This is a genomic window from Haloarcula salina (genome assembly GCF_010119195.1).
Lineage (GTDB): Archaea > Halobacteriota > Halobacteria > Halobacteriales > Haloarculaceae > Haloarcula > Haloarcula salina.
Genome location: NZ_WRXL01000006.1, coordinates 1 through 22567, shown reverse-complemented (window position 1 = coordinate 22567; position 22567 = coordinate 1). Strand labels below are relative to the sequence as shown.

Below are 22567 nucleotides of genomic sequence, written 5' to 3'. Positions count from 1 at the left end.
GGACATGTCCACAGTAGGGTACGGATCGTCTCAGCCATCAGGCCCACCACTCCGACCGCGATCCTGAGCGACAGCAGCGCGTCATTCCGACCCGTCCGTGCTCGGCACGCCGTCCTTGTTCAGGAGCGTCTCGGGAGCCGCTGCATGTGCAACGCCAATCAAGAGTGGTTCGACCGCTGCCAGTGTCGTCGACAGGTCGTACGGTCCGATGTCTTCTGTCGGGTTCCACGCCCTGATCCAGAGATACGTGGGGCGTCGCAGTCGGCGTGATTCGGGTTCGAACAGCGCGTCAACCCAGTGGGATTTCCGGTCGTCGTCACCCAGCAACGCCATCGAGAGCTCACCGACGTGCCAGTAGTCTCCATCGCCCCAGCGGGCGAAGCTCCGAGTGCTATTTCGCTCGTAGGCGATCTCTTCGAAGTTCGCGCTCACGTCGCGTTTCTTGCCCGAGGCTTCGGCCTTGCCGATGTATCGCGGGACGATATCCGCTGGCGTCGCTTCCTCGGCTGGAGCTTCGAGCTGGTACATGACGTACAACAGACCGTCGTAACCGTCGTCTCGCAGGCCGTCGGCGTCGACACATCGCTGTCCCTCCTGGCGTATGCGCTCGTCGATCCGGGCCGACCGCTTGAGCCGTTGGTTGTCGGTCAGCGCAACTTGTCTCGACGCGTCGGTCTCGAACAACGGAATCGGGTCCGCGACGTCGTCGCTCTGGAGGTCTGCCAGCAGATACTGGTCGACCCAGTCACGCCAGCGCTGTGCCTTCGCGACGGTTGGCTTGTGAGCGAGTTCGTCGTTGGTTTCGGGTGATGATTGTTCGGTGTCGAGTTCGGTGACCCACGCTGGACCAGCCTGTCCGATCGCCTGCAGAACGCTATTGGGAACGAACTCACGGTTCGCGAACACGCGGTCGAACCGGTCTTGCCCGTGAATAAGGCCCACGAGCTTCGCTTCCAGTTCCTGTCGATAGGTCGGATTGCCGTACGGTCCGTGGGTGTCTTCATCGAGGTCGTGGATCCAGGCGTACAGCGGGCGCTCGCTCCGCTCGTGAATCGCTGCGATGTGGTCGTACTTCGAAAAGCTACCCCACGAGTCGTCGTCAGTCCACGACGACAGCGGGAGTGACGAACGAATCTTCCGGGAGTGTTGGCCGATACGGGTGCTGATATCCGACGATTCGCCGACGTAGACCGGAATCACGTCGGTCGGATCCGTCCCGTCGCCGGTGAGCTGGTACAGCAGATACAGATACTCCCCGTCGTTCTTCCCCCACTTGTAGCTCCCCAGCGCGTCGCTCGTCTGGAGGCCGTCTGCAGTCGTCTCGAACAGAGGAACCGGGTCGTCGGTGTCGGGATCGGCGATATCCCGGAGCAGTGTTTCCTCGAGCCAGCTATGCCACAGTGCGGCGTTGGCGTCCATCAGTTATCTGGGGAACGAGTCACGGAATGAAATGCATTCCGGCGACGGTTCACCGGTCATCTCGCCACGACCGTGGGATGTATCCCAGTGTTTCAATCTCGTCGGCGTACTCGCGGAGCAGGCCGACGAGTACGAGTTCCGATACCCCGGTCTGTGCCCGTGTTGCGAGGAATTGTTCGAGTGCCTGTGCCGTCTCGTCTATCGTCGGTTCGGTGTGGATCGAACTGTCGCTATTCGATGTTTCCATTAGCAACCACGCCGGTCTCAGAGGTGCGCCGGCACTCGTCGCCGGCGCACACAAACACCGCGGTCAGGGCGTCCGGATATGCAGATCCTGCGTTGGGCTGGTCCACTCGGAGAGTTTCTGCTCCATGTACGCGATTGCCGACGAGCGGGTGAAGATGCCGTGAAATTGCGACAAGGAAAGCAGTGGTACCGTAGTGATTCTATGGTAGCAAGCCTTATTGCAATTTGTGTGCAATTCGCTACTAGAGATGGCAACGCGAGAAGCAAATCCGGATACTCTACTCGATACTGGGGGCGAAGCGTTCGAGCTTCTCGGGAACCCTCGTAAATCGTGGATCTACACCTATATCCATCACAACCCGGAAACGACGGTCCAGAACATCGTCGAGACGCTCGATCTCCCGCAGCGAACAGTCTACGAATACGTCGATGACCTCGAAGCCGCAGGTTTCATTGAACAGTCCAATGACGGGCGACCGGCGCAGTACACAGCTCACGAGATCGATCTTCAACTGATCGCAGGGGATGCCGAACGTCGAATCACGCCGGAATTGGTTGAGGCGATCGCTCGTCGGATGCGAGACGACGATATCGATACGTACCTCGATCGACACGGGCTGGACGGACTCGCCGTTGCACTCGAATACGCTCGCGAGTATGTCGACGGAACTGTGACGCATCAGATCATGTCCCGTGAACAGGAGATCACCCCCATGGAAGCGGGCATCATTCTGGATGCACTCCGGCCCGTCGTCAAGGATTGAGTCAGTATGGCACGTGCCAGAGAGATCGTATTCATCGACTCGTCGGTCCTCATCAGTTGCGGTCGGCGTGAAAGCACGCGATTTCGAGCGCTCGCTCGTGAAGCCCGTCGACGTGAAACCGTCTTCCGGATCTCACCACAGGTGCATGCCGAGGTGACCAGCGATCCAGCACTCGATGCGTATACCACTGATGAGTCCGCTGTCGACGAGGCACTACGGGAGGGGTGGATGAAAGTTACCGAAAGCCCGTCCTATGCAAACTCGGACGTCTCCACTGTGATGGACCAGGCACGGAACTTCATTGCAAGTTCCAGCGATCGGTCAGCGGATATCATCGAAAAGGCGGATACTGAAATCGTGGGGCTGGCACTGGAGATGCTCCGCAATGGCACCGCTGATCGAGTTATCGTCGTAACGAACGATATTCCACTTGGCGAAGCAGCAGAAGCCCTCATTCCGAAATACGGGATCGATGACGACCAAATTACGTGGCTTGCCGGTCGTGAACTCGCTGACGAACTCGCCGAGGATTTCGTTCCAGAGTTCGACTGAATCAACTCGTGGTCTCTCGTTCTACCCTTCGCAGAGAAACTGGGTGTGTTGTCCATCCGCTATCAAAGTGATATTCAGACGATTCCGGTCAAGGGGTCCAGATATGCAGATCCTGCGTCGGGCTGGTCCACTCGGAAAGTTTCTGCGCCATATACGTGACTGCCGACGAGCGGGTGAAGACGCCGCGGTCGACCAGCTCGCCGACGACGGACTTGAGCGCCTGGAACTCGCCCTGTACGTAGCCGTCACCGACTGGCTCGCCATTATACCAGCGCACGGTTCGGACAGCGCCGTTCCCGCATTTTGGCTCATCGGTGACTGACTCCGCGTCGTACTGTAACCCAAACCAGTGTGTCCGATAGGCCGTGACCTGGAAGTCTTCGTTGACGACGTACAGTGCCTCGTGCGAGAGATAGTTCAGGTGTTCTTCGAGAAGTTCGTCGAAGGACACGCCGAGGGCCATCGGCTGTGGGCGAACCGAGGGGTCGTTGGTGCTCTCGCGGTCGAACGCGTCAGTGTCGATCGCGTCGATTGTCGTTGCATCGAGGAGCTGTTCGAACGTTACCTGTTGCTGGTCGTCCGGTCTCTCGCCGCCGAAGGGCCGTTGTGGTGTGAGTTCGTGTGTGAGTCTGAGATTCAGGCCGCCCCAGTGCGTGTAGTGGATGTTGTACGAGCTATTCGGTCGTTCGTAGGCAACGAGTGCGCGATGTCCCATTGGTAGTCAGCGGGGAGACTGTGTCGCCCCGCACCCTTCGGGGGTCGATAAAACGCGGCTTCGAAAGGAGAATCGGGATGGTGGTATCCGGTATCAATCCACCCCAACGAAGACGGAATGCACTCACGCCGTTGTGTTCGAGGAGATACTGTTCAGGACGGCGTCTGCCAAAGTTACACCATCACTTGAGTCGATAGGTTGACTCCACGCGATGTTGTTACCAACGTCACCATGCCAATCAAACCTCAAAAGATATTATACCCTGTCGATATTACCCGGGAACTCCGTAGGGTCTCCAATGAGCGGGAGTTCGGTCAAGAATCTGGAGATACGTTCGGAGCTATCTCAGTTCTCAATGATGATCCAACGGTAATTGAGTTAATAACAGTACGATGAGCCGATACCTTTTTTCAGATCACCACTTCAGCCACACCTGGATCATTGAATGTTTCGACAGACCATTCAGTCCGTCGGCGAAATGAATCAGGAACCGCGTGGTATTTTATGTTCTGGGGATACGGTTTGAGGGACTGAAAGCCGGCGCTCTGAGATTAGCAACGGTGGTATCGTCTGCGTTGACGAAATCAACAAGAGACAGTCCGAGCGGTGCCTTGATGCACCACGCTCCAGAGCCGTAGATCCACGCCAACAAACCCCCTAAACTATAGTAGCCATTGAAATTCAATGCACACCCGATCGCACGACTGCAGTGCGATCGGTGTGTAAATCGTTTCAATTGTTACGATAGACAGGAGCCAATTTTGTGCCGAGAAGCCCATAGCACGCCAATTCAAGACGCTAACCAACCGAAGATTAATACGTACATATATAGTTGGGCATTATAGTGACATCTCGTGGCGATGCGACTTCGGCTGGGGTGTGGTGGTTTGAGGACGTTCCCTGCGGCCGCTCCCGGAAGCAGGGACTGATACAGAAGAAGACGTTCAGTCGCGATCTCGAAACCTTTGTTCGGGAAATCCTACAGAATTCGACGGATGCAAGAGAGGATCCGGACAAGCCAGTCAAAGTCTCGTTTCGTCTTCGAGAATTCGACGATCGCAGTGCGTTCGAAGAGGCCCTGCAGTGGGACGACCTGTTTGACCACGTGAATGCCGGCGGGAAGGATCAGGATGGGCACGGACTCACAGACTACGTAGACTACCTAGAAGACGGTGGTACGTTCAGAATCCTGATCATAGAAGAGGAGAACGGCAAAGGAATCCAAGGAAATGAGGAGGACCAAGACTCGGACTACGCAGCACTGATTCGGGATCCGGGTGCGAGTAACAAAGGAGGGAGCACCGGCGGTCGTCACGGGTTGGGGAGTACGCTTCTCTGGGTCGCGTCCGGCTTCCAGACCGTCCTGTTTAATTCCACTTTGGCCAAGGAGATGGAAGACCAGACCTCTCCCCGCTTGGTCGGTCGGTGTTTCATCCCGACACACGAACTGCCAGAAGGCGGCTGTTACGCGAACGACGGGTGGTTTGGCTCCGAGTCAGGAATGGAGCGTGAAGAGCTCCAACGCCCAGAGTCAATTTGGGGTGACGCCGCTAGCAGCTTGGCAGAGGATCTTGAGATGGGTCGGCCAGACAGTAACGGAACGACGATCATGATTCCTGGGTTCCGTGACCCGTCCGATCCAGCTATGGACGACCAGCCCTCACCAGAGGAGCTGTGTCAGGAGTTCGAGGAGGCGACCGCGGATTACTTTTGGCCGGCGATCCGGGCAGGCGACCTGGAGGTCCACATCGACATGTGCGGCTACAGTGCCGAGCTCACGAAAGGTACAATTAAGGACCACAAGGGGATCGCTCCGTTCGTCGCCTGCTACGATCAGATGCGTGAGGCCCCGGACTCGTTCAAAGGACCAGGAACGGTCGCGAAGACTGACGAAGAGTACACCATCGTCAGCAAGAAAGAAGACGAGTGCGGGGACGACGAAAAATATCCGACGCCATCTGAGGGGCATGTGACTATCGCTGCCCGGAAGGCCAATCCGAGCGATACCGAAGGGCCAGCCTCTGAGCGACTTGGAGAGATCGCCATGTTCAGAGGTCCAGGCATGGTCGTGAAGTACAAATCGGGCCACTACCTCGGCCACTCCGGGAAGTACCACGCCCTCCTCGCAGCAGGGAAAGCGCGCACCCCGTCGGGGGAGTCACATGAGCCCGACGATGAGGCGATCGACGACTTTCTGGCGATGGCGGAGCCGCCGATGCACGACCGTTGGTACGGTAAAAAGAACGACGAGCTGAAGGCTAAGTACGAACACGGCGCGAAAGGGCCAGCTGACGACCTCTCGACGAAGATTCTCCGGAACGGCCTCTCGAAGATCCTGTACAACCAATCACGCCAAGCGGGATCGCTGACACGACCCGGTCGCGACATCCTGCCCAAGACGCGTTCCGATCTCGCGAAAGAAGAACGCAATAAGTCGCCGAAACCGACCATCCCACCACTGTTCGACTGGAAGATCAATGACGAGATCGTCGGAGACAAGTGGGAGTTCACCGGCAGTATCGGCCCGAACACCGAACGGAAGCAGATCGCAGATAACCCAGTTGAAGGATGGGAGGCGACTTTCGAGATCGTTGCCCTCTTCGAAGACAACAGAGAGGCCGACACGGTCGTCATTGAAGACGTGGATGCCGAGGTAGCGGCTGGCAGTGGAACGATCACGGCGAAACCCCTTGCCGATGGTGACAAAGGACATATAGAGGTCAAGGGAGACATCAAGAGTTCAACGTACGAGATTGAAGCACAACTCCCCGGGCGTCAGGCGCGGCTAGGAGATGTTTCGAAGACCAGATTCAAGCTGAAAGACGGTTCCGTGGAGGTGAGTAGCTGAACATGCCCAGCACGATCAAACTCAACCGCTCACTCAAGTACGAGACCTTCCCCCACCACTGTGAATTGGGCGAGCTCAACTTCTGGATCAAAGAGTACTCAGTTGACGGTGACGAGGCCGTCCAACCGGAAGATGACCGCCGGCTTGACCTCACCGAGTACCAAGGCTGGTCGGAGATTGAGTTCACTCTCTGTGTGGACGTTCCAGATTCGCTCCTCGGTGATGTCCTCCCCGAGATCGGAGAGAGCACCGTGGTTGACCCCCCAGACGAAGGGCCCGCGAACGTCGTCGTTGCTGGCCACTGTGTCAGTACATACACGCGAGCAGGGACGGTCCTGAACAACGGAGACGAAGTCAGTGCTGGAACGGTAGACGACACGCTCACAATCTCCGAAGATGACATAGCGGATAGGCTCGTTCTCCGTCCCTACCTCCTCCGGTCCAAGCCCCTCAAATCGGAAACGGAATCGTCGCTCGGGTTGGGATCGGGACACGACTACGCGACAGAGCCAGGAGCCCTCCTCTCTGACGGTAGTGAATGCCGGATTGAGATCACCGAGCATGAACCGGGGAGCGACGATGTCCTACAAGTTGAACGGACATCGTTTGAGCGAGAGAACGAGGCTGACGAGACCCCGTTCCCGCCAGCTGATCGAATGTACTACTTAGACTTGAAGCGAGATCCGAACAATCCTGTCCTCTACTTCAACGAAGATCACGAGCAGGTGGTTGACATTGTGTGGAACGGTGATGGCACCTACGACGATCTCACAGCCGAACTGATCTGGGATCAAGTGATGACGCCGGTCTGGGCCAGGATGACCCAGGTCGCTGCTGACGAGTACGATCCCGACGCCGACGAGTGGACCCCAGAGTGGCACCCAGCGGTGTTTGAGATGTTGAGCGAGTATCTGTACGAAGGAGAGGACAAGTCTCCACCGAAAGCTGCAGAGTCGCTACAAAAAGAACTGGGGGAGAGCCCCATGGCCGCGACAGAGCGGATTGACCAGGCAGTCCAAGGACTGCTAGAGCCTGCCGAGCAGGTTAGTAACCACGCACAGCGGGTGGGTGACCGATGAACGATTGGGATCCCAACGCGGATCTGGAGGACGGACAGGAGCTGGTCAGACTCGCAGACGGGGCACAGAGTCTGCTCAGTAAGTACGATGAGTTCCTCCGTGGCAACCACGACAGCATCCCTCATTCGGAACTGAAACCACACATCCAGTCAGCCGGGTTGACAGCCGATTTAGCGACGCTGGAAGAGGAATTGAGAGAGCTCGCAGCGGACACTACCCCGGAAACCGCGCAGGCGGATCCGGAGTCGGCCGTCATCATCCACCGCAACGTTGATTTGAGTCGGGCGGAAGCGTCTGATTCGGGGCTCTGGAGCGCCTTCGCGATGTTGTACTACCCGTGGTTTGTAGACCATCGGTGGGCGTTCAACAGCGTCTCTGCGATGAAAGAGAAGTTCTGGACACAGGCCAGAGCTCTTGACGGGAAAGCCAGTACTTTCGAGCGTGCGTGGTGGATCGCCGAATTAACGTGTGAAGAGAAGGGTGATGGGAGCGTAGACTACGAACCTACTCGACGTGCACTCAGCAAGCGACGGTTCTCGCTACTGGTGTTCGACACGCCGATGGCACGGTACGAACCGGCAGTGAGGGCCCTACTCAAAGTATTGTACGACGAACCGGAGGACGACGACGAGGATGGGGAGTTGGCAGAGAACGAAGTCATTGATGAGACAATCAAGCGATTCAGAAAGTCTGGCTCGGTCTTCCCATACGAGGGGCAGCGGAAGTCTGATCTGGAAGAGACGATTCGTAATATCCGCAGTGAGGTAGAGAAGTCGATCAAAGCTAGCAAGTCATAAGAGACCGCTTGGGACAAGTCCTCAGCCGACGGCAAGGACGGCAGAGGTGGTTGCTGTTGTGGACGGGAATGAATTTAAACAGATTTTCTTGTTTGAGGCTTCGACACGGTGCTCTGAGGAGTGGAAGACTCTTTAAGCTCCAATGAAGTCTCTCACAGAATACGATGGGGAACAGGATATCGTGATTAAGACGACGACTCAGCCGGCGACAACAATAAATCGTGCTTCGTCATCATATTAGTGGTGTTCTTATACCCATTGAGAACCAAATTTTGGGACAAGTATCCAGTTTTGGTATGTTGGTTTCAAGTTATATCCAAGTATTTCTTTCCATAATATTGACTTCAGTTAGTGGGATTCAGCGACAATTTGTCGAATCATCTTCCGCGCGTCATTCTCTGATAGTCCTTCAAGTTGTACGTTCGTCAGTGCGTGATTAAATCGACGTGTCGTCTCGTCAATAACACGCGACGGTTCGTCTGCGAGTTCGTCGCACATGGCTCTAACGGCGGGTTGATAACGTGCGAACCAGCGGTCAAACACTTTGTTGACCATCGTTTGATTGGCGAAGACCGCATCTGTCGTAGAATAATCGTCGCCCCGAGAAGTTAGTTCTGCGATCCACCATAGCCGGTGGAGAGCGTTTGAGTACAAGTCGGAGCCCGCACCGAGGAACTTCTCTCTCATCGCCTCTTCGGAACGATACTCCCAGCGATATCGAACGAGATCGGGATACCTAACAACTGCTAGCCAATGCCAGAGACCCGGGTCACCGGCGGTCCGTCTTGTAATGTCCAGGCTGCGATGAACGTCTTCAGCGAGTAAGCCATCGATAGCGGTCTTGTGATCTGGGCCCTCCGCCAGCACATCTTTTACCGCCGAGTCAATTCTATCCAGGTCAGCTGTCGGATGACCCGGCATGGGCTCTAGGTACTCATTCAACTGTTCATCGGTTAGTGTCGCCTCGCCTTTCATGAACGCTTCACCGACGAGGCGGCGTCCGTCTTCGGTCAGTCGTCGTAGTTCTGTCTCGGTCACGTTAGATCTGGAGGCCCTCCTCCATGAGGTGGATTAATTGTTCTCGAGGGTCTATGTACTCCTGAAGTTCGCTATCAATCCGCTGTATCACGTGGGGTAAAGTCTCTAAGTCGGAGAGGTCTTCCTTGAGCCGACGGGTCGCCTCCGATACGTTATTGGTATCATATAGGTTGCGCGCAAATGTCTCAAGCACCATCTCCTGCCATTCGTGTTCAACCTCGCTCTCTACGTCCACAGCACTCCCGGCCCGAACAAGGAGTTGTACCCACACACCGTAGCTCACCTGGTCCAGAATCACGTCACGCATCCGAGCCTCTGCGCCGACAGATCCCCTACTCTGTAGTACTTCGGCGATACGTGGATGGTCGGAGTTGATCCACAACTTTGGCCGGCTCTCGTTCCGGAAATCAAGGTAGTACAACTTGTTCCCATCTGGGAGGTGAGCGTTTTGTGAGAACCGGACGCGCTCCCCATTGATGGCTGCTCGCTCTTCTCCCTCGTAGCGGTCCACCTCGACGTAGTACAGTGTCCCACTGGCGACGCGGAAGTTCTTCTGATCGGCGTAGTCGTTCGGTTCCTCTCCCGAACGAGTCTCGGTGCGAACGAGATACGGACGCAGTTCGACAGTCCCGCGGACCGTTCTTTTCGGAATTTCCAGCTCAACGTCGTATTCTCCGGGTGTCGTAGGTGTCTCGGAGATGACCTCCCGGTCACGATAGATCGTCTCGTGGCAGCGAATGGTGACGTATAGTTTGGCCGGTGGCTCTGATCGCTCGTCTTTTGGAAAGACTGCCTGTACAGTCTCCTCTGGTAGGCGGAGTTTCCCGTGGAGAGTAATGGTGTCCCAATCCGACTCGTCACTACTGGCAGACGACGATACGGCCGATGCGAGGTTGATCTCGGTCTGAGACGGATTCAGTTGGATCGCTGTTCGCTCCCCATCGTCAACGGTGTACGAGTCCAGACCGAAGTCTACCCCTTTCTCCCGGTAGCTGAACGGAAGTGTCGTAGTACGGTGGCGTTGAGAGTGTCTGGTCACGCTTGATCTTCCTCCGGAGTCTGTAACTCTGCGAGTATCTCTAGTTGTGTCGCACCGACGTCACCGTGCACCAAGTCGGCAGGTTCGTCAGAACGAGAACGGCCCGAGAACGAGAGTTCATCGAATTCTTCATCGGCGACGAGATGGACACTTCCGTCGTCGTACGATACGGTTACGCCGGATTGTTCGATTTCGACGTAGTCGATTGGAATGTCGGCGTAACGGGATCCGTCCTCACCAACACCGGTGAGCGAGATGTCGGCACTCCATCCATCGAACTCTTCTGGGAGGACTTTGATTCGGCCAGAGATCTCCCACGCGTCGCCGTCGAAGCGAGACGAACTGTCGATTTCGAAGACAGGGTCTGCGGGCGACGTCGTGGATCGGGGATTCCCGCTCCCGTGAATCGGAAACCGGTTCAGAACGTTGTCGGAGAGGGAATCACCTTTGCTACCTTTCGAAATCAAGTGTCGGAGCCCATCACGCAGCGTTCCGAACATATCGTCGAGTGCCATCCGGAATCCACGCTGGTACTGCTCACGGAGATTCTCAGTGGATTCCCACTCGTCGTGTTCTGGCGGTTCGGCGAACCGCAGGAATCGGTCGATCTCTCGATCACTATCTGAGGGGGCCCCTTCCGACCGCGCTTCGCCGGCAGCTATTACGCCGAAGAAGTTCCGGTCACCGTAGGCGACACGACTCTGGTCGTAGTACTTGACCACCATCCCCGCTCCTCGGAACAGTGCGATGTTATTCAAATAAGAATCGTCGTCCGCAGGAGATGCGAGGCGAGTCGACAACCGAACCGATCCGTCGGGAGTCTCGGTTCCATCGGCACGAGGCGGAAGATTGACTGGGATATCCAGTCCAGCAACGTCTCCAGGGTCCACTAACGTCTGAGTATCTGTAGTCCTCTCCTCGTAAGCCTCAACGAAGGGGCGGATCGCCGGAACGCTTTCGACGTCTGCGGTCAGTGTTTCGTCGGGTGTTTCGACCGTGATTTCGAGATCATCCCGATATATTGCTGGCCAGAAGTACTTGACAGATGCGTCAACGAACTCCTGTGCGAGGTCTTCGACGTCCGGTCGCTCATCCCGCGTCGGATCTTGGAACTCGACGACCATAGCGCTCGTTCCGCTGACAGCGGGTCGTTCCACGTGCAGTTGATCTGCGAGCCGCGACGCGCGCTCTCCCCAGAAGGACTCGGGACGGGGACCGTCGTCGGTCTCTATTGGCTGGCAGAGCCACCCCGCACCTTGGTACGTCGTATCGTCTTCCTGGAGTTGGTGTGTGGGGAACTTGGAACGTGCAATGAGACGGGGCGAGTCGTCTTGACGCTCGCTAGCGAGATGAGAATTGAAGACGACTGTCGAAGCACCCGAGAAAGTCCAGAGTACAGACTTACCTAGACCGTACGAGCCGCCTGCGGTGTCGTCTTGTTTGCTGCTGTAGAGTTCGTCACGCACCAAAGCGGCATAGTTGGAATCTCCGTCCCAGCTTCCAGTCAATCCGGTCGTGTTTCTGTCTTCGACGACGAGCAGTCTGAGCTCGGCATTCGGATCGTTGACTCGCTTGACGACCCGTTCGTAACGATAGCCATTGTGTGTGTCCGCGACCGATCGCATTCGTTCGCCGAGTCCGTCGTTCCAGCCGAGTCCGTCAAGGAATGCCTCTTTCTCGTCACCGGTGAGCGTGACAAAACGGAAGGTCACTTCGACTGGATCGCCGTTCGGAAGGCCTTGGTCGTTCGCATTTTGAAGGACCTCACGGACGAATGCCTCCGAATCGTGATCTACGGCGTGTTTGGTCGGATCGTCGCCGTAGCGTGGGGCACCTGGTCCACCACTGAAAAAGAACCACTTGGCCGCTTCGTTGATCTGTATCTGTTCCTGATCCATGTTATATACCGATATAGTCGTACGAAACTATGACCACCTAGTTAGTATTACTGTTATGCGTTGATGAGTCCCGTCAGCAGGCGCAGGCAGAACATTCACTTAGGTGACATCGTCGCACTCCTTCCACAGTGGGAAGTGGTCGTGAGGTATTTTGCCGAACGCTTATGTGACGATACGCAGGAAAGTGGGTTATGAAGGTAGCCGCAGTGGATCTATTCTGTGGGGCCGGCGGACTCAGTTATGGCCTCCAGCAATCTGGTGTATCTGTCGTCGCAGGGATCGACAAAGATCCAGACTGTAAGTACCCATACGAACAGAACATCGACGGAAAATACGTCAGAGCAGACATTCGCTCATTGGCAAAGAATCCAGAGCCAATCGCACAGATGTACCCGTGGGATGCAGATTTGAAGGTACTCGCGGCATGCGCGCCTTGCCAACCCTATTCCACGATGGGGCACTCAAAGGGGAAAGGGCACGAGGATCATCAAAAGTGGGGGCTATTGAACGAGGTCTCACGAATAGCAAAGTACGTTGAGCCGGACGTGGTGGTCACCGAGAACGTGCTCCAAGTGAAACAAGAGGACGGCGTCTACGACGCGTTCGTTGAGAGTTTGGAATCACAGGGCTACCACGTCAACAGTGACGAGAACAAGAACGTCTACTGCCCGGAGTACGGGGTCCCACAGAAGCGGAAACGATGGGTAGTTATGGCGTCCAAGCGGGGACCCCTCTCTCTACCCGACCCACCGATTCAGAGTGAGGAAGATTATCCTACGGTCAAAGACACGATTGATCACCTGACATCACTTGAAGCAGGGGAAGTCAGCGACGAGAACGACGTGCATAGAGCACGTTCTCTCTCGGAAAAGAACTTGGAGCGTATCGATAACATGGAACCCGGTGGAGATTGGACTCTCTGGGAAGAGGATGGCCTCGACCATCTCTTGGCGGACTGCCACCGGAAGGCGAGTGGACGCTCTTACAAAGCACCCTACAGCCGGATGCGACCTGACGAACCCTCTCCGACGATCACGACGCAGTTCTACAATTACGGCAGCGGTCGGTTTGGTCACTACGATACAGACCAGAATCGGGCACTCTCACTGCTTGAGGGAGCTCTGTTGCAGACGTTTCCGGAAGACTACGACTTCTACGATGAGTGGGAAGACGTCGGCGTGTCGAATTTGGGCCGATTGATCGGTAACGCGGTCCCCCCAAAGCTCGGTGAGTACATGGGACAAGCAATCTTCTCGCACGTCGGGGCTGCGACTCCGTCTGTCGAGTCCTCTGTCGCCGACGACTGAGTGAGAGCAGATGTTGTCAGAGGTAGAGCGCCGGTTTCGAACGAATTTGCTTGAATGGGGTCAGAAGAACCGCCGTGAGTACCCGTGGCGCGAGTTGAACCGAACGCTGTACGAGGTGTTCGTAGCGGAGTTCTTCTTGACTCAGACACCAGCTGGAAACGTAGCAGCGGTCTATCCAGGCTTCCTGAAGCAATTCCCCACCCTGGACGTGATAGCGGAGGCCACTGAGGATGAGCTCGTTGAAGTTGTTGAACCTCTCGGATTCCAAAATATGCGCGCAGCGGCACTGAAACAGATTGCCTCAACACACGATCATCTCCCTACTGAACCAGCATCACTGATGGCACTTCCGCGAGTGGGCCAGTACGTGGCGAACGCCACGCTGTGCTTCGCCCGTGGCGACCGGTTGCCGGTACTGGATAGGAACGTTGAGAGAGTGTACAGGCGGGTATTTCGAGACAGGTGGCCCGAAACAGAAGCGGATCAGCTGACTTTCACGCAGAGGTTGGTTCCTGACGAGGCCCGTGCGTACAATCTCGCGTTGCTTGATTTCGGTGCGCTGGTTTGCCAGTCCGAACCGCTGTGTAAACAGTGTTTCGCCAACGAGTATTGCGCCTACTTCATTGAGTCGGAAAGCTATGGATAGCGCTACAAAATCATTGTCCTCGTACCAGTTTCGACGCGGCTTCGTTCCTTGAACTCACAGCCCGATCGTCCATCAGTTAGGTCTTTCTTTCAATAGGTGCCAACCACTCAAATTGACACAGTTGCGCCTAGTATTCTTGCCGATCTAACCATTGCTTAACCGCTTGCTCTGTTTCGAATCCATTCTCAATTAGGATCTCGGCGATGTCACCTCCACTTAGAACTAAGACTGGATGATCGTCTTCCTTGATCTCTTTGTAGGCTTGCTTGGCGAGATAAGAGGTTGTCACAAAGACGCCAAATTGCCTATGGCGGAGTCGAGAGATAAGCCGACTAATCTCCCTCACTCCGTTGCCAGAATCTGGATGGTGGCACTTTGCCTCTAACGCGAATTCTACTACGAGAGTGTCACTATCTGGCCCTGATGCGGGACTAATATTGTACTTACCAGTCGCATCAATGCCTCCATCTCTCGTCTCTCGTGTGATCTCATTGTTGCCGACGTTGTCGTCCATCAACTCAAAGATAGCAGTGGCGACGTACTCAAAGTCAGTCGGGTTCTCGGTATACCGTGAATATACAGTCTTTAGGATCTGTTCTTGCAGAGGTGTTGATGGTAGTTGCTGTTCTTTTGACCGATGATCTTTCGTTCGCTCAGCCTTCAACGGTGTGTACGTTCCGGTTTCACGCCACTTTAGCCACACGTCGGGAGCGTTATCTGTGTCGCAATTGCCTTCCTCTAGATCTTCAATCCACTCTCTGGAGACTTGAGCGACATCCAAGATGGTAAAACGAGCTCTGTAATTCTGGAACCGCTCTCCTCTTTTGTTCTTCCAGACTGCAACTAGGTCCTCAGATTGATTTCCAGTCTGTGTTCCTGGCACCGCGAGTCCCCTGAACCGTCTATCATAGCCCTCACCCGTTGCACTGAAGATTAAAATTGGGGGGATATCAGTTCGTTCTCCGTTATGGAGAGATTCATATGCTTTTCTGAGAAATTTGTTTCCTGGCGGTTCGTGAAGGCGTGATCCTGGTTTTCTGTTGTCGCCAAAATAGGTGAAGATACCACTCTCTGGATCAAGTTTATCAGGCCAGCTTGGTTCACTGGCGTTGTGAAAGAGGACAACGTAAGAGAGATCTACAGATCCTGCCTGGCAGGTTGCTTTTCTGAACCCGCCAGAATTTCCTACGTTCAGTAGGTCTGGAAGAGTTGCCGCGGCAAGGTTGGATTCACTTCCTCCTTTATACACTGCGTCAACTACCAGATCTGCCCGATCAAGTCCATCGTTCGGGAAGACATCACCCTGACTCATATGATAGATACATCAAGAACATATTTGGCTTTATTGAAAGTATTTGAAATAAGGTGGTTTTGTAGAAATCTTTGCGTGTTGTCCAGTACTACCACTGGAATTCGTCACTATACGAGGGGTCCAAACACCTGACTGTATTGAACCAGACCTGAGAATCGTTTTCAGATGGTGAGTTTAAATTGAACCACTGTCTAAGCGCACAACAGTGACAATCTACGCGGACTCTACACGGACGTGCTCGGCGCAGTGTTCTCTCAATAGAACCCAGGGCGCTGCGTATGAATTGGGTGATACCGTATGACCTCGGACGATGAATTGAAACACGAAGAGCCGCTCATCCTCCACTGTTTCGCGGACTATGGGACGGAGTCAGAGGTTCTCAGCGACTTCGGGAACGTAATTCGTGTCGGAATTGACCCAAAAGACACGAACGAGAGCACACCGGTCAAAGCAGATGCCCACATCAAGGAAAAGGAGTGGGATCTCCCGGTCAAGGACGATGTTACGTTCGATTTAGGGCTGTTCCATCCGGTCTGTTCCCGATGGGCGGCGACGACGAGCATCTCGGGAGACCCCGACAAGCACGAAAACATGATCCCGAGTGCCCGGATGCTCTCAGAGAAGTACTGTGACCACTACATAATCGAAAACGTTCCGCGCGCACCACTCAATGACCCCGCCATTCTTAACGGACGGATGTTCGGTATGCCGATTGAGTACGAGCGAGCGTTCGAAACTTCGTTCAAAGTTCCACAGCCCCCCCGTGAGAAGCGGCTCTTGACCACAGATGGTGCCTCTGATAAGGCCGAGACTTCGTCGTTCTTCTTCTCCGAACGTTCCAGAGAGTGGTGGGCAGCCGTCAAGAACTATCCGCCGGGACCGTATCCGAAGAGTCACTTGGCAAAAAACGCAATACCAGCACCGTACATTTACTATCTGATTCGGTTGTGGTTGATGGTGTACGAGGACGAGCAAGGAATCTCGGAAGGTCGAGTTGACTACTCCGACTACGACGAGCGGATGGACACTAAGCGCAAAAGCGAGGACAATCGCCAGTTAGACGAGTTCCGATGAGCGACGACGAGTGTCACGTGTATTTGGACCGGGAGTCTAACACGTCGTACGTAGGAGATCCGTTCGTAGGGGTGCCTGTATCCCGTGACATCGTCAAGTCTGTCGCAACTCAGTATTCCATCGAGGCTGGCTCACTTGCCAGAGCCCTTCGAGAAGTACGAAATGCGTCGGTCATTGACGCTGAGACACTCTTTACGGGCTTCGACCCTCTCCCGGTAGGAAGGAGTGACGACGGGCTGTTGTACGTATTAGTCGAGCGAGACGGATGTTGGGACGCTGTTGCCAGTCAAATCGGACTCACCGAAGCCGGTCGTGATGCCGCAGCGACCGCTCACGACCGGCAGGTCCAAAAAGTGGTTGGAGATAGAGAAGAGAGAGGCAGTAGTGGGTTCGTCGTCTCGTGTTCCGAGTTTCCGCCAGCCGCTATTGACGACATCGTAGCGGTGGCGGGCAGGACCAGACTGACGAATCGGCAAGTGACGATATGGATCCTCTCACAGCACGTCCCAGGTAGTGACGCAATTGCCCGTTTACTCTCGATCTCCAAACCCATCGTTCAGTCTGAACTCGCTACCGTTGATCGGGCTACACGACGGAGCGCGGCAGAAACACGAACCCTAGACGTCCCTGGACCACTCTCCCGTCTTGAGCCGGAACCTCAATCCCAGATGTGGATGGGACTCGAATGGTCGAGATGGTTTGACCTTCAGGACCGCGAAACGCTGCGTAAGGAACTACAACGTCGCCCAGGTCTCTACCGAGTTCGACATTCAGAACTCCCAGGTTTGATGTACGTCGGGGAGTCGGGGTCAGAGGGAGGCGTTCGGCAGCGCGTAGGGTTTGATCTGTCAGCGGGAATGATAGAATCGGATCGGCCGACTGGAGACAAACACGGCGCTGCTCGTGGCCTTTGGCAAATCGCTGAGATTACGGGAGGTAAGATGGAGGTCTCTGTCACGACACCTCCGATATCGCCGAACAGGAGACACCGGCGTGCAATTGAGTCAACCCTCGTGGCCATTTGTCGGCGAGAGATGGGTTGGACTCCTATGGTCCAACTGAACCGAGAGCCAGTTGAACACGTGAGCGGCCGCCACAGCAAGTTGCATCAAGAGCTAAAGGACGTCGCAGAACGATCCTCGTATACCGCCCCGTCGTGGCAGCCTTGGCGTGACGTGACCGGCGAAAACTGGTTGGGACTCAACTGGACTGAGAGCCACCCGCTCTCTGAGAGAGATACAATCGACAGTACCGGTGTACACGCGTTTCGACTGTGGCGGGAAGAAACAGAGAAACGGTGGGGCCAAACTCTCGAAGAAATCGGAACAACCGGATCCATATCAAGTCGTCTATTCAAACGACGGAACGAATTTGGTGACGGCATTCGTTTCTCTGTCGTTGCTCTTGAAGGGTTAAGCACGGATACACAACGTCGGTCGCGTGAACTTAGTGAGATCCGCCACGATCTCGTCGGCGCACACTACTTGGCCACTGGTACTCCTCCAAATTCACAGTTCTGACTTTTATCAGGAAACCAAACGAACACCATACCGCACACATTTATGTCGGCGCAGAAGATTTGTGATAATTATGAATCGTAGCGCCCGCTTCTCCGACATATATTCGTTCAGACTCACTAATTGCGGTGGGGTGTCGTAATGACCGGTGAGTGGGGATTCACCACTTCTCGACCGACTGATGCACGATACGGCGACGACGTCGCAAAGTACGCGATGTCACACGGTGAACCAGGGCTGAAGACCTTCGTTCGTGAGGTCCTGCAAAACTCGAACGACGCTCGGTTGGACAACGAGCAGCCGGCACAAGTCACCTTCAAGCTGGAATCCTTACAGGGCGACGAGGCGATAGAGTATCTCAAAATACTTGATATCGAAACGTGGTCCAAGCACGCTAATTTAGCGACAGACACGAAGAGCGGCAAACACATCGTTGAGGCGATTGAACGCATAAAAAACGATGAAGAGATCCGTATTCTGACTATTGAGGATGAGAACACGGAGGGGCTCCTCGGTGAAGAAAACGCCGACGAATCAAACTTCACTGCTCTGGTCCGAGACGTTCTATTCAGTAGCAAGTCGGGAGACACCGCCGGTGGAAGTTATGGTTTAGGGAAAGCTGTCCTCTGGCTGTACTCAGGCCTATCGCTCGTCATGTTCAACTCCACGCTGAGCGAACCTAACCCGACAGACCAATCCCCTCGATTGATCGGTCGGACGCGCTTGCCGACACACAAGTCGGAGGACGGCGATACGGTATATCAAGGGCACGGTTGGTACGGTAGTCTGAGCCACGACGAAGAGGGTGCGAGACCGGAGTCCATTTGGGGCGATGAAGCCGGATCGATAGCAGACAGCCTTCAGTTGAGTCGTTCAGACGGACCAGGAACAAGCATACAAGTCGTGGATTTCCGCGTACCTACAGCGGAAGAGCGACTGGACGACGGAGAATTAGCGGATCAGATCACGGAGATGGCAATCGAGTGGTTCTGGCCGGCCGTTTACCGTGGCGACCTGGAGGTAGCAGTAGAAGTGGAGGGTGAGACGAGACAAGCAAGTATCGACGAGTATCCTCAATACAAGCCCTTCACGAACTGTCTGGACGACCGTGAGTACTCAGTCAGCCAGCTGAACGAACCCGAGGATGTCGCGCAGGCTGCCATACCACTTGACGTACCAGAAAAGAGCGGCGGTGGTGGCGGTGTAGATGGCCAACTCGATTTGTTGGTGCGACGTGCAGATACAGGTGAGTATCAGCATCGGAACGAAGTGGCGTTCATCCGAGGTGCGGGGATGGTCGTTGAGTACTACGACCGAGACCGAGTCGTCGTCGGGAACCAGGACTTCCACGGAGTCCTTCTCGGGGGACGTGCGCGGCCGTGGGGAACGGATGAGAGTCCAGGAGAAGCAGAAACCATCGTAGAGGAATTCTTGACCGCTGCAGAGCCGCCTCAACACGACGAGTGGGTGCGAACAGAGACACTAGCAAACACCTACTCTCGGGGGTTCCGGACCGCAGTAGAGGGTATCAAGTCTGACGTGACCGAGACGTTACGTGGGCTCGTCGCACCCGAAGTAGATCGAGGCACGACCGGACCTCAGCGTCTAGGAAACCGGTTCAAGATCGGAAACGAATCACGAGGGGGACGTTCAGATCGTGAGTCACCCAGTAGCCAGCGTGTCACGGGAGACACAGATATCTCGTTCGACGAGGTGTACACGCATTGGTCATTCAGCGGTGAGGTCGAGCCTTTGAGCGACCGTAACGAGATCCGGGCGATCACCGTCTCACTGATTCGGATGGCAGAGGAGAGAGCTACTTCCGATCGTCTCCCCGTACAGAATATCTCGTCAGATACGACCGGAGTATCGATATCGCTCCCAGAGCAGAAGGGAGTCCAAGTGGGCCGGCTGGAGCCAACTTCTGGCACATCGAAGATCTCCTTTGAGGGTGTGTCGACGGAGGATCACAGACAAGTCGAGACCAGAATAAAAGTATCTGTTGACGTAGCAGAACGGAGGGACAAGTAATGGCGACTGTCAACGAGGGAGTCGAAGGGACTGAACCGGACGAAGAAGAGGAAGAAGACGTCCAGACAGGTAGTTTAGTAAGCCAATCCCTCCCACACGAATACAAGAAAGAGGCGCTCGATTTCGATGTCGGATCTTTCCGTCTAGATGGAGCCTCTCTCGGAGAAAGAGGAGAGTTGAACGAGGACGACCAGTATTTGTCGTTGGTGGACGAAGGTAACTGGGAGACTCTGGAGTTAGAAGGCACGGTTACCATTGACCAAGATACTGTCGAGAAAGTTTTCCCGTTCGACGAGTGGGAAGAGACGCCAGGTCGCCTCGCATTGGTGAAGGAGAATCCACTCGCAATGAGTCGAGACCGGCAAATACTCGCCGACTCACCGCTGGATGGAGGAACTCACGAATTCACCTTGTGCATCAAACGTGACGACCACCGTGGACGAATGAAAATCAAGCCGTTCCTCACCAGAACTGAGAGAAGCGGTTCCAGTGGATCGAAGCACGCCTCCAAGGTCGGCGCACGAGTCGCTGACGGAATCTCGTGGATTATTCGACTTGACGAGAGGGATGACGGCGGGAGCCTTCTCATGCCGATCATCGAGGACTTCAGCGACTACGACCGCTTCCCCGACGAGAACCATATTCACTACCTCAGCTTGGAGGCACCTCGGAACCCACAGCTGTACCTGAACAAGGGACATCCACAAGTGATCAACGTTCTGAATAATACAGGACCGACAGGTGGACCACCCCGGCTGCGCGACGTACTATACGACTACGTCGAACACTCTGTCTGGACGCAACTACTGATGCAGACGGCACGCGACACGAGCCCTGATACGGGTGAACCAGAGTACAGTTGGCAGGAAGACGTATTGGACATCTTCCTAGACGATTTGTACCCAGGTCTTGATGATGACGAGGCGAAGATTCAACTCGCCGAGGACGTTCGAAGTCACGTCGATATCCCAGACCTCGTTCAGCGGATCGAACGTGCAGTGCATCAGCAGTACGACATCCCGTCCGATACGACGAACCTGATCGAGGAGGCGATCCAGAGTGACGACTGAGCTTTATCACCTTCAGAGTGCAGCCCATCCGATGATCGACAATCGATTCCTCGCGGGCGAGCGTGATCTCACAGAAGAAGATCTCCGCCCGTACTTACAGCCACTGGGCCGATCTATAGATCTTAGCCCGGTGGACGAGCGGATTGAGGAGATCCGTGCCGACGACGAAATTGACGCTCAGGACTCACTCATTGATGCCGAGCTAGCGCAGACACTCCACTGCACTCTTGACCTGACACGTAACGAGGCAGCAGATGCCGGGCTATGGCACTACCTCTGTGTCATACGGTTTCCGGAGTTCGTTCACTACCGGTGGGATCACGTCTTCAATCCGGAAAGCCCGGGAAATATGGAAGAGAAGTTCCTGAAGGCTGGGACCGACGCTTACTCCAACGCCCTTCACCGAATCTGGTGGGGTGCCGAGCTCACATACGAGGAGGGTGAATCGGGAGAGGTTGAGGATCAAGACTATAGCCGAACGAAGCAAGTCCTCGGTTTTCAGGAACTTGCAAATGACCTTCTGGACCACAATTTCGCACGGTATGTTCCCGTCACACATGCTTGCGGTGATCTCCTCTGTCACGACACACTGAACGAAGTCAAGGAAGAGGTCCCATACGACGATCCACCGTCAAATAGTGACATTGTGAGTCGGACGACAACACTACTCCGGGAAGAACTGACGGTGCGACGTGTAGAAATGATGGAAGAAGCTGACATTGTGGAGACGATAGAGGATCTCCGTGATGATGTGATGCGTCGGGAGGCTGGCTGGGCGTAGCGCGGAGGATCGTTATCCATCCGATTTATTCCCAGTTCTGCAGAAAAGTAGTGGTTTGTGTCCTCCGGCGAAAACTGTGGTTGTCAATAAAGAATATCTGAGATTGAAAAAATTGGGGTGCCTACAAGTCCCGGTCTGTCAGTTGAGCGTATAATTGATTATTTCGCGACTGGGGACATATATTACTAACCTATCCCTGTTCGGCTACTCAAGAAGGCAAAACGGCAAGACCCCCAACCAAGCGCTGGTTGGGTCGCGCGCCTGCTACTCCTACCACTCCTCGAAATCAGATATGAGTAATTCAGACATTCTCTATGCCATATCCGCTGGCTCAGAACCATGCAAACTCTGGACGGACCCTGCCGGTTTCGCGGTTCCGTCTTGCGGTTACTGGAAGTATGTCGGTAAGTCATTGTTACACCTCGGGAAGGTAA

The 22567-nt window shown here is 55.1% G+C and carries 18 protein-coding genes; 11 read left to right on the top strand and 7 right to left on the bottom strand.

Going from position 1 to position 22567, the window contains the following annotated elements:
* Positions 1 to 81: 81 nt before the first annotated feature.
* Positions 82 to 1419, bottom strand: a complete 1338-nt coding sequence (locus tag GM656_RS15245) for a GIY-YIG nuclease family protein (RefSeq protein ID WP_162414552.1) — start codon at positions 1417 to 1419, stop codon at positions 82 to 84.
* Positions 1420 to 1468: 49 nt separating this feature from the next.
* Positions 1469 to 1666, bottom strand: a complete 198-nt coding sequence (locus tag GM656_RS15240) for a hypothetical protein (RefSeq protein WP_162414535.1) — start codon at positions 1664 to 1666, stop codon at positions 1469 to 1471.
* Positions 1667 to 1913: 247 nt separating this feature from the next.
* On the opposite strand from GM656_RS15240, the gene GM656_RS15235 reads away from it, so the two are divergent.
* Complete coding sequence (locus tag GM656_RS15235; RefSeq protein WP_162414551.1) at positions 1914 to 2429, top strand: winged helix-turn-helix domain-containing protein; 516 nt, start codon at positions 1914 to 1916, stop codon at positions 2427 to 2429.
* Positions 2430 to 2582: 153 nt separating this feature from the next.
* Positions 2583 to 2981, top strand: coding sequence for a FliH/SctL family protein (locus GM656_RS19250; RefSeq protein WP_241692794.1), 399 nt, complete (start codon positions 2583 to 2585; stop codon positions 2979 to 2981).
* Positions 2982 to 3069: 88 nt separating this feature from the next.
* Here GM656_RS19250 and GM656_RS15225 read toward each other — a convergent pair whose 3' ends face one another.
* Complete coding sequence (locus tag GM656_RS15225) at positions 3070 to 3696, bottom strand: DUF6735 family protein (RefSeq protein ID WP_162414549.1); 627 nt, start codon at positions 3694 to 3696, stop codon at positions 3070 to 3072.
* Positions 3697 to 4540: 844 nt separating this feature from the next.
* On the opposite strand from GM656_RS15225, the gene GM656_RS15220 reads away from it, so the two are divergent.
* Genes GM656_RS15220 through GM656_RS15210 form a run of 3 tightly spaced genes read left to right on the top strand, consistent with a single transcriptional unit; the run spans position 4541 to position 8420 of the window.
* Positions 4541 to 6544 (top strand): hypothetical protein, encoded by a 2004-nt coding sequence (locus GM656_RS15220; protein WP_162414548.1) that lies wholly within the window; start codon positions 4541 to 4543, stop codon positions 6542 to 6544.
* 2 nt (positions 6545 to 6546) lie between these two features.
* Positions 6547 to 7623, top strand: coding sequence for a hypothetical protein (locus tag GM656_RS15215; protein ID WP_162414547.1), 1077 nt, complete (start codon positions 6547 to 6549; stop codon positions 7621 to 7623).
* On the top strand, positions 7620 to 8420 hold the full coding sequence (locus tag GM656_RS15210; protein WP_162414546.1) for a DUF6339 family protein: 801 nt from the start codon (positions 7620 to 7622) through the stop codon (positions 8418 to 8420). The genes GM656_RS15215 and GM656_RS15210 overlap by 4 nt, the downstream gene beginning before the upstream one ends.
* Positions 8421 to 8768: 348 nt before the next feature.
* Here the strand turns inward: GM656_RS15210 and GM656_RS15205 are convergent, their stop codons facing one another.
* The 3 genes from GM656_RS15205 to GM656_RS15195 are packed head-to-tail and all read right to left on the bottom strand — an operon-like array spanning position 8769 to position 12395.
* Positions 8769 to 9458: a DUF6339 family protein gene (locus tag GM656_RS15205; protein WP_162414545.1), complete on the bottom strand. Its 690-nt coding sequence runs from the start codon at positions 9456 to 9458 to the stop codon at positions 8769 to 8771.
* 1 nt (position 9459) lies between these two features.
* Positions 9460 to 10497 (bottom strand): hypothetical protein, encoded by a 1038-nt coding sequence (locus tag GM656_RS15200; RefSeq protein WP_162414544.1) that lies wholly within the window; start codon positions 10495 to 10497, stop codon positions 9460 to 9462.
* A complete protein-coding gene (locus GM656_RS15195; protein ID WP_162414543.1) occupies positions 10494 to 12395 on the bottom strand; it encodes a hypothetical protein in 1902 nt (633 codons plus the stop codon). Before GM656_RS15195 ends, GM656_RS15200 begins: the two co-directional genes overlap by 4 nt.
* A gap of 191 nt (positions 12396 to 12586) precedes the next feature.
* Between GM656_RS15195 and GM656_RS15190 the strand changes: the two genes are divergently transcribed.
* The gene (locus tag GM656_RS15190; RefSeq protein WP_162414542.1) at positions 12587 to 13702 is read left to right on the top strand and encodes a DNA cytosine methyltransferase; all 1116 of its coding nucleotides are present in this window, start codon (positions 12587 to 12589) and stop codon (positions 13700 to 13702) included.
* Positions 13703 to 13712: 10 nt separating this feature from the next.
* Positions 13713 to 14348, top strand: coding sequence for an HhH-GPD family protein (locus GM656_RS15185; protein ID WP_162414541.1), 636 nt, complete (start codon positions 13713 to 13715; stop codon positions 14346 to 14348).
* Between the two features lie 127 nt (positions 14349 to 14475).
* Here the strand turns inward: GM656_RS15185 and GM656_RS15180 are convergent, their stop codons facing one another.
* Entirely contained in the window at positions 14476 to 15660 is a 1185-nt protein-coding gene (locus tag GM656_RS15180) for a restriction endonuclease (protein WP_162414540.1), read from the bottom strand.
* A 297-nt stretch (positions 15661 to 15957) separates the two neighbouring features.
* Between GM656_RS15180 and GM656_RS15175 the strand changes: the two genes are divergently transcribed.
* From GM656_RS15175 to GM656_RS15160, 4 genes are all read left to right on the top strand, one after another.
* Complete coding sequence (locus GM656_RS15175; protein WP_162414539.1) at positions 15958 to 16734, top strand: hypothetical protein; 777 nt, start codon at positions 15958 to 15960, stop codon at positions 16732 to 16734.
* Positions 16735 to 18392: 1658 nt separating this feature from the next.
* Positions 18393 to 20282 carry a hypothetical protein gene (locus GM656_RS15170; protein ID WP_162414538.1) on the top strand — a complete coding sequence of 630 codons (1890 nt, stop codon included), beginning with the start codon at positions 18393 to 18395 and terminating at the stop codon, positions 20280 to 20282.
* The gene (locus GM656_RS15165) at positions 20282 to 21352 is read left to right on the top strand and encodes a hypothetical protein (protein ID WP_162414537.1); all 1071 of its coding nucleotides are present in this window, start codon (positions 20282 to 20284) and stop codon (positions 21350 to 21352) included. The genes GM656_RS15170 and GM656_RS15165 overlap by 1 nt, the downstream gene beginning before the upstream one ends.
* 31 nt (positions 21353 to 21383) lie before the next feature.
* Positions 21384 to 22133 carry a DUF6339 family protein gene (locus tag GM656_RS15160; protein WP_162414536.1) on the top strand — a complete coding sequence of 250 codons (750 nt, stop codon included), beginning with the start codon at positions 21384 to 21386 and terminating at the stop codon, positions 22131 to 22133.
* The last annotated feature ends 434 nt before the right edge of the window (positions 22134 to 22567 follow it).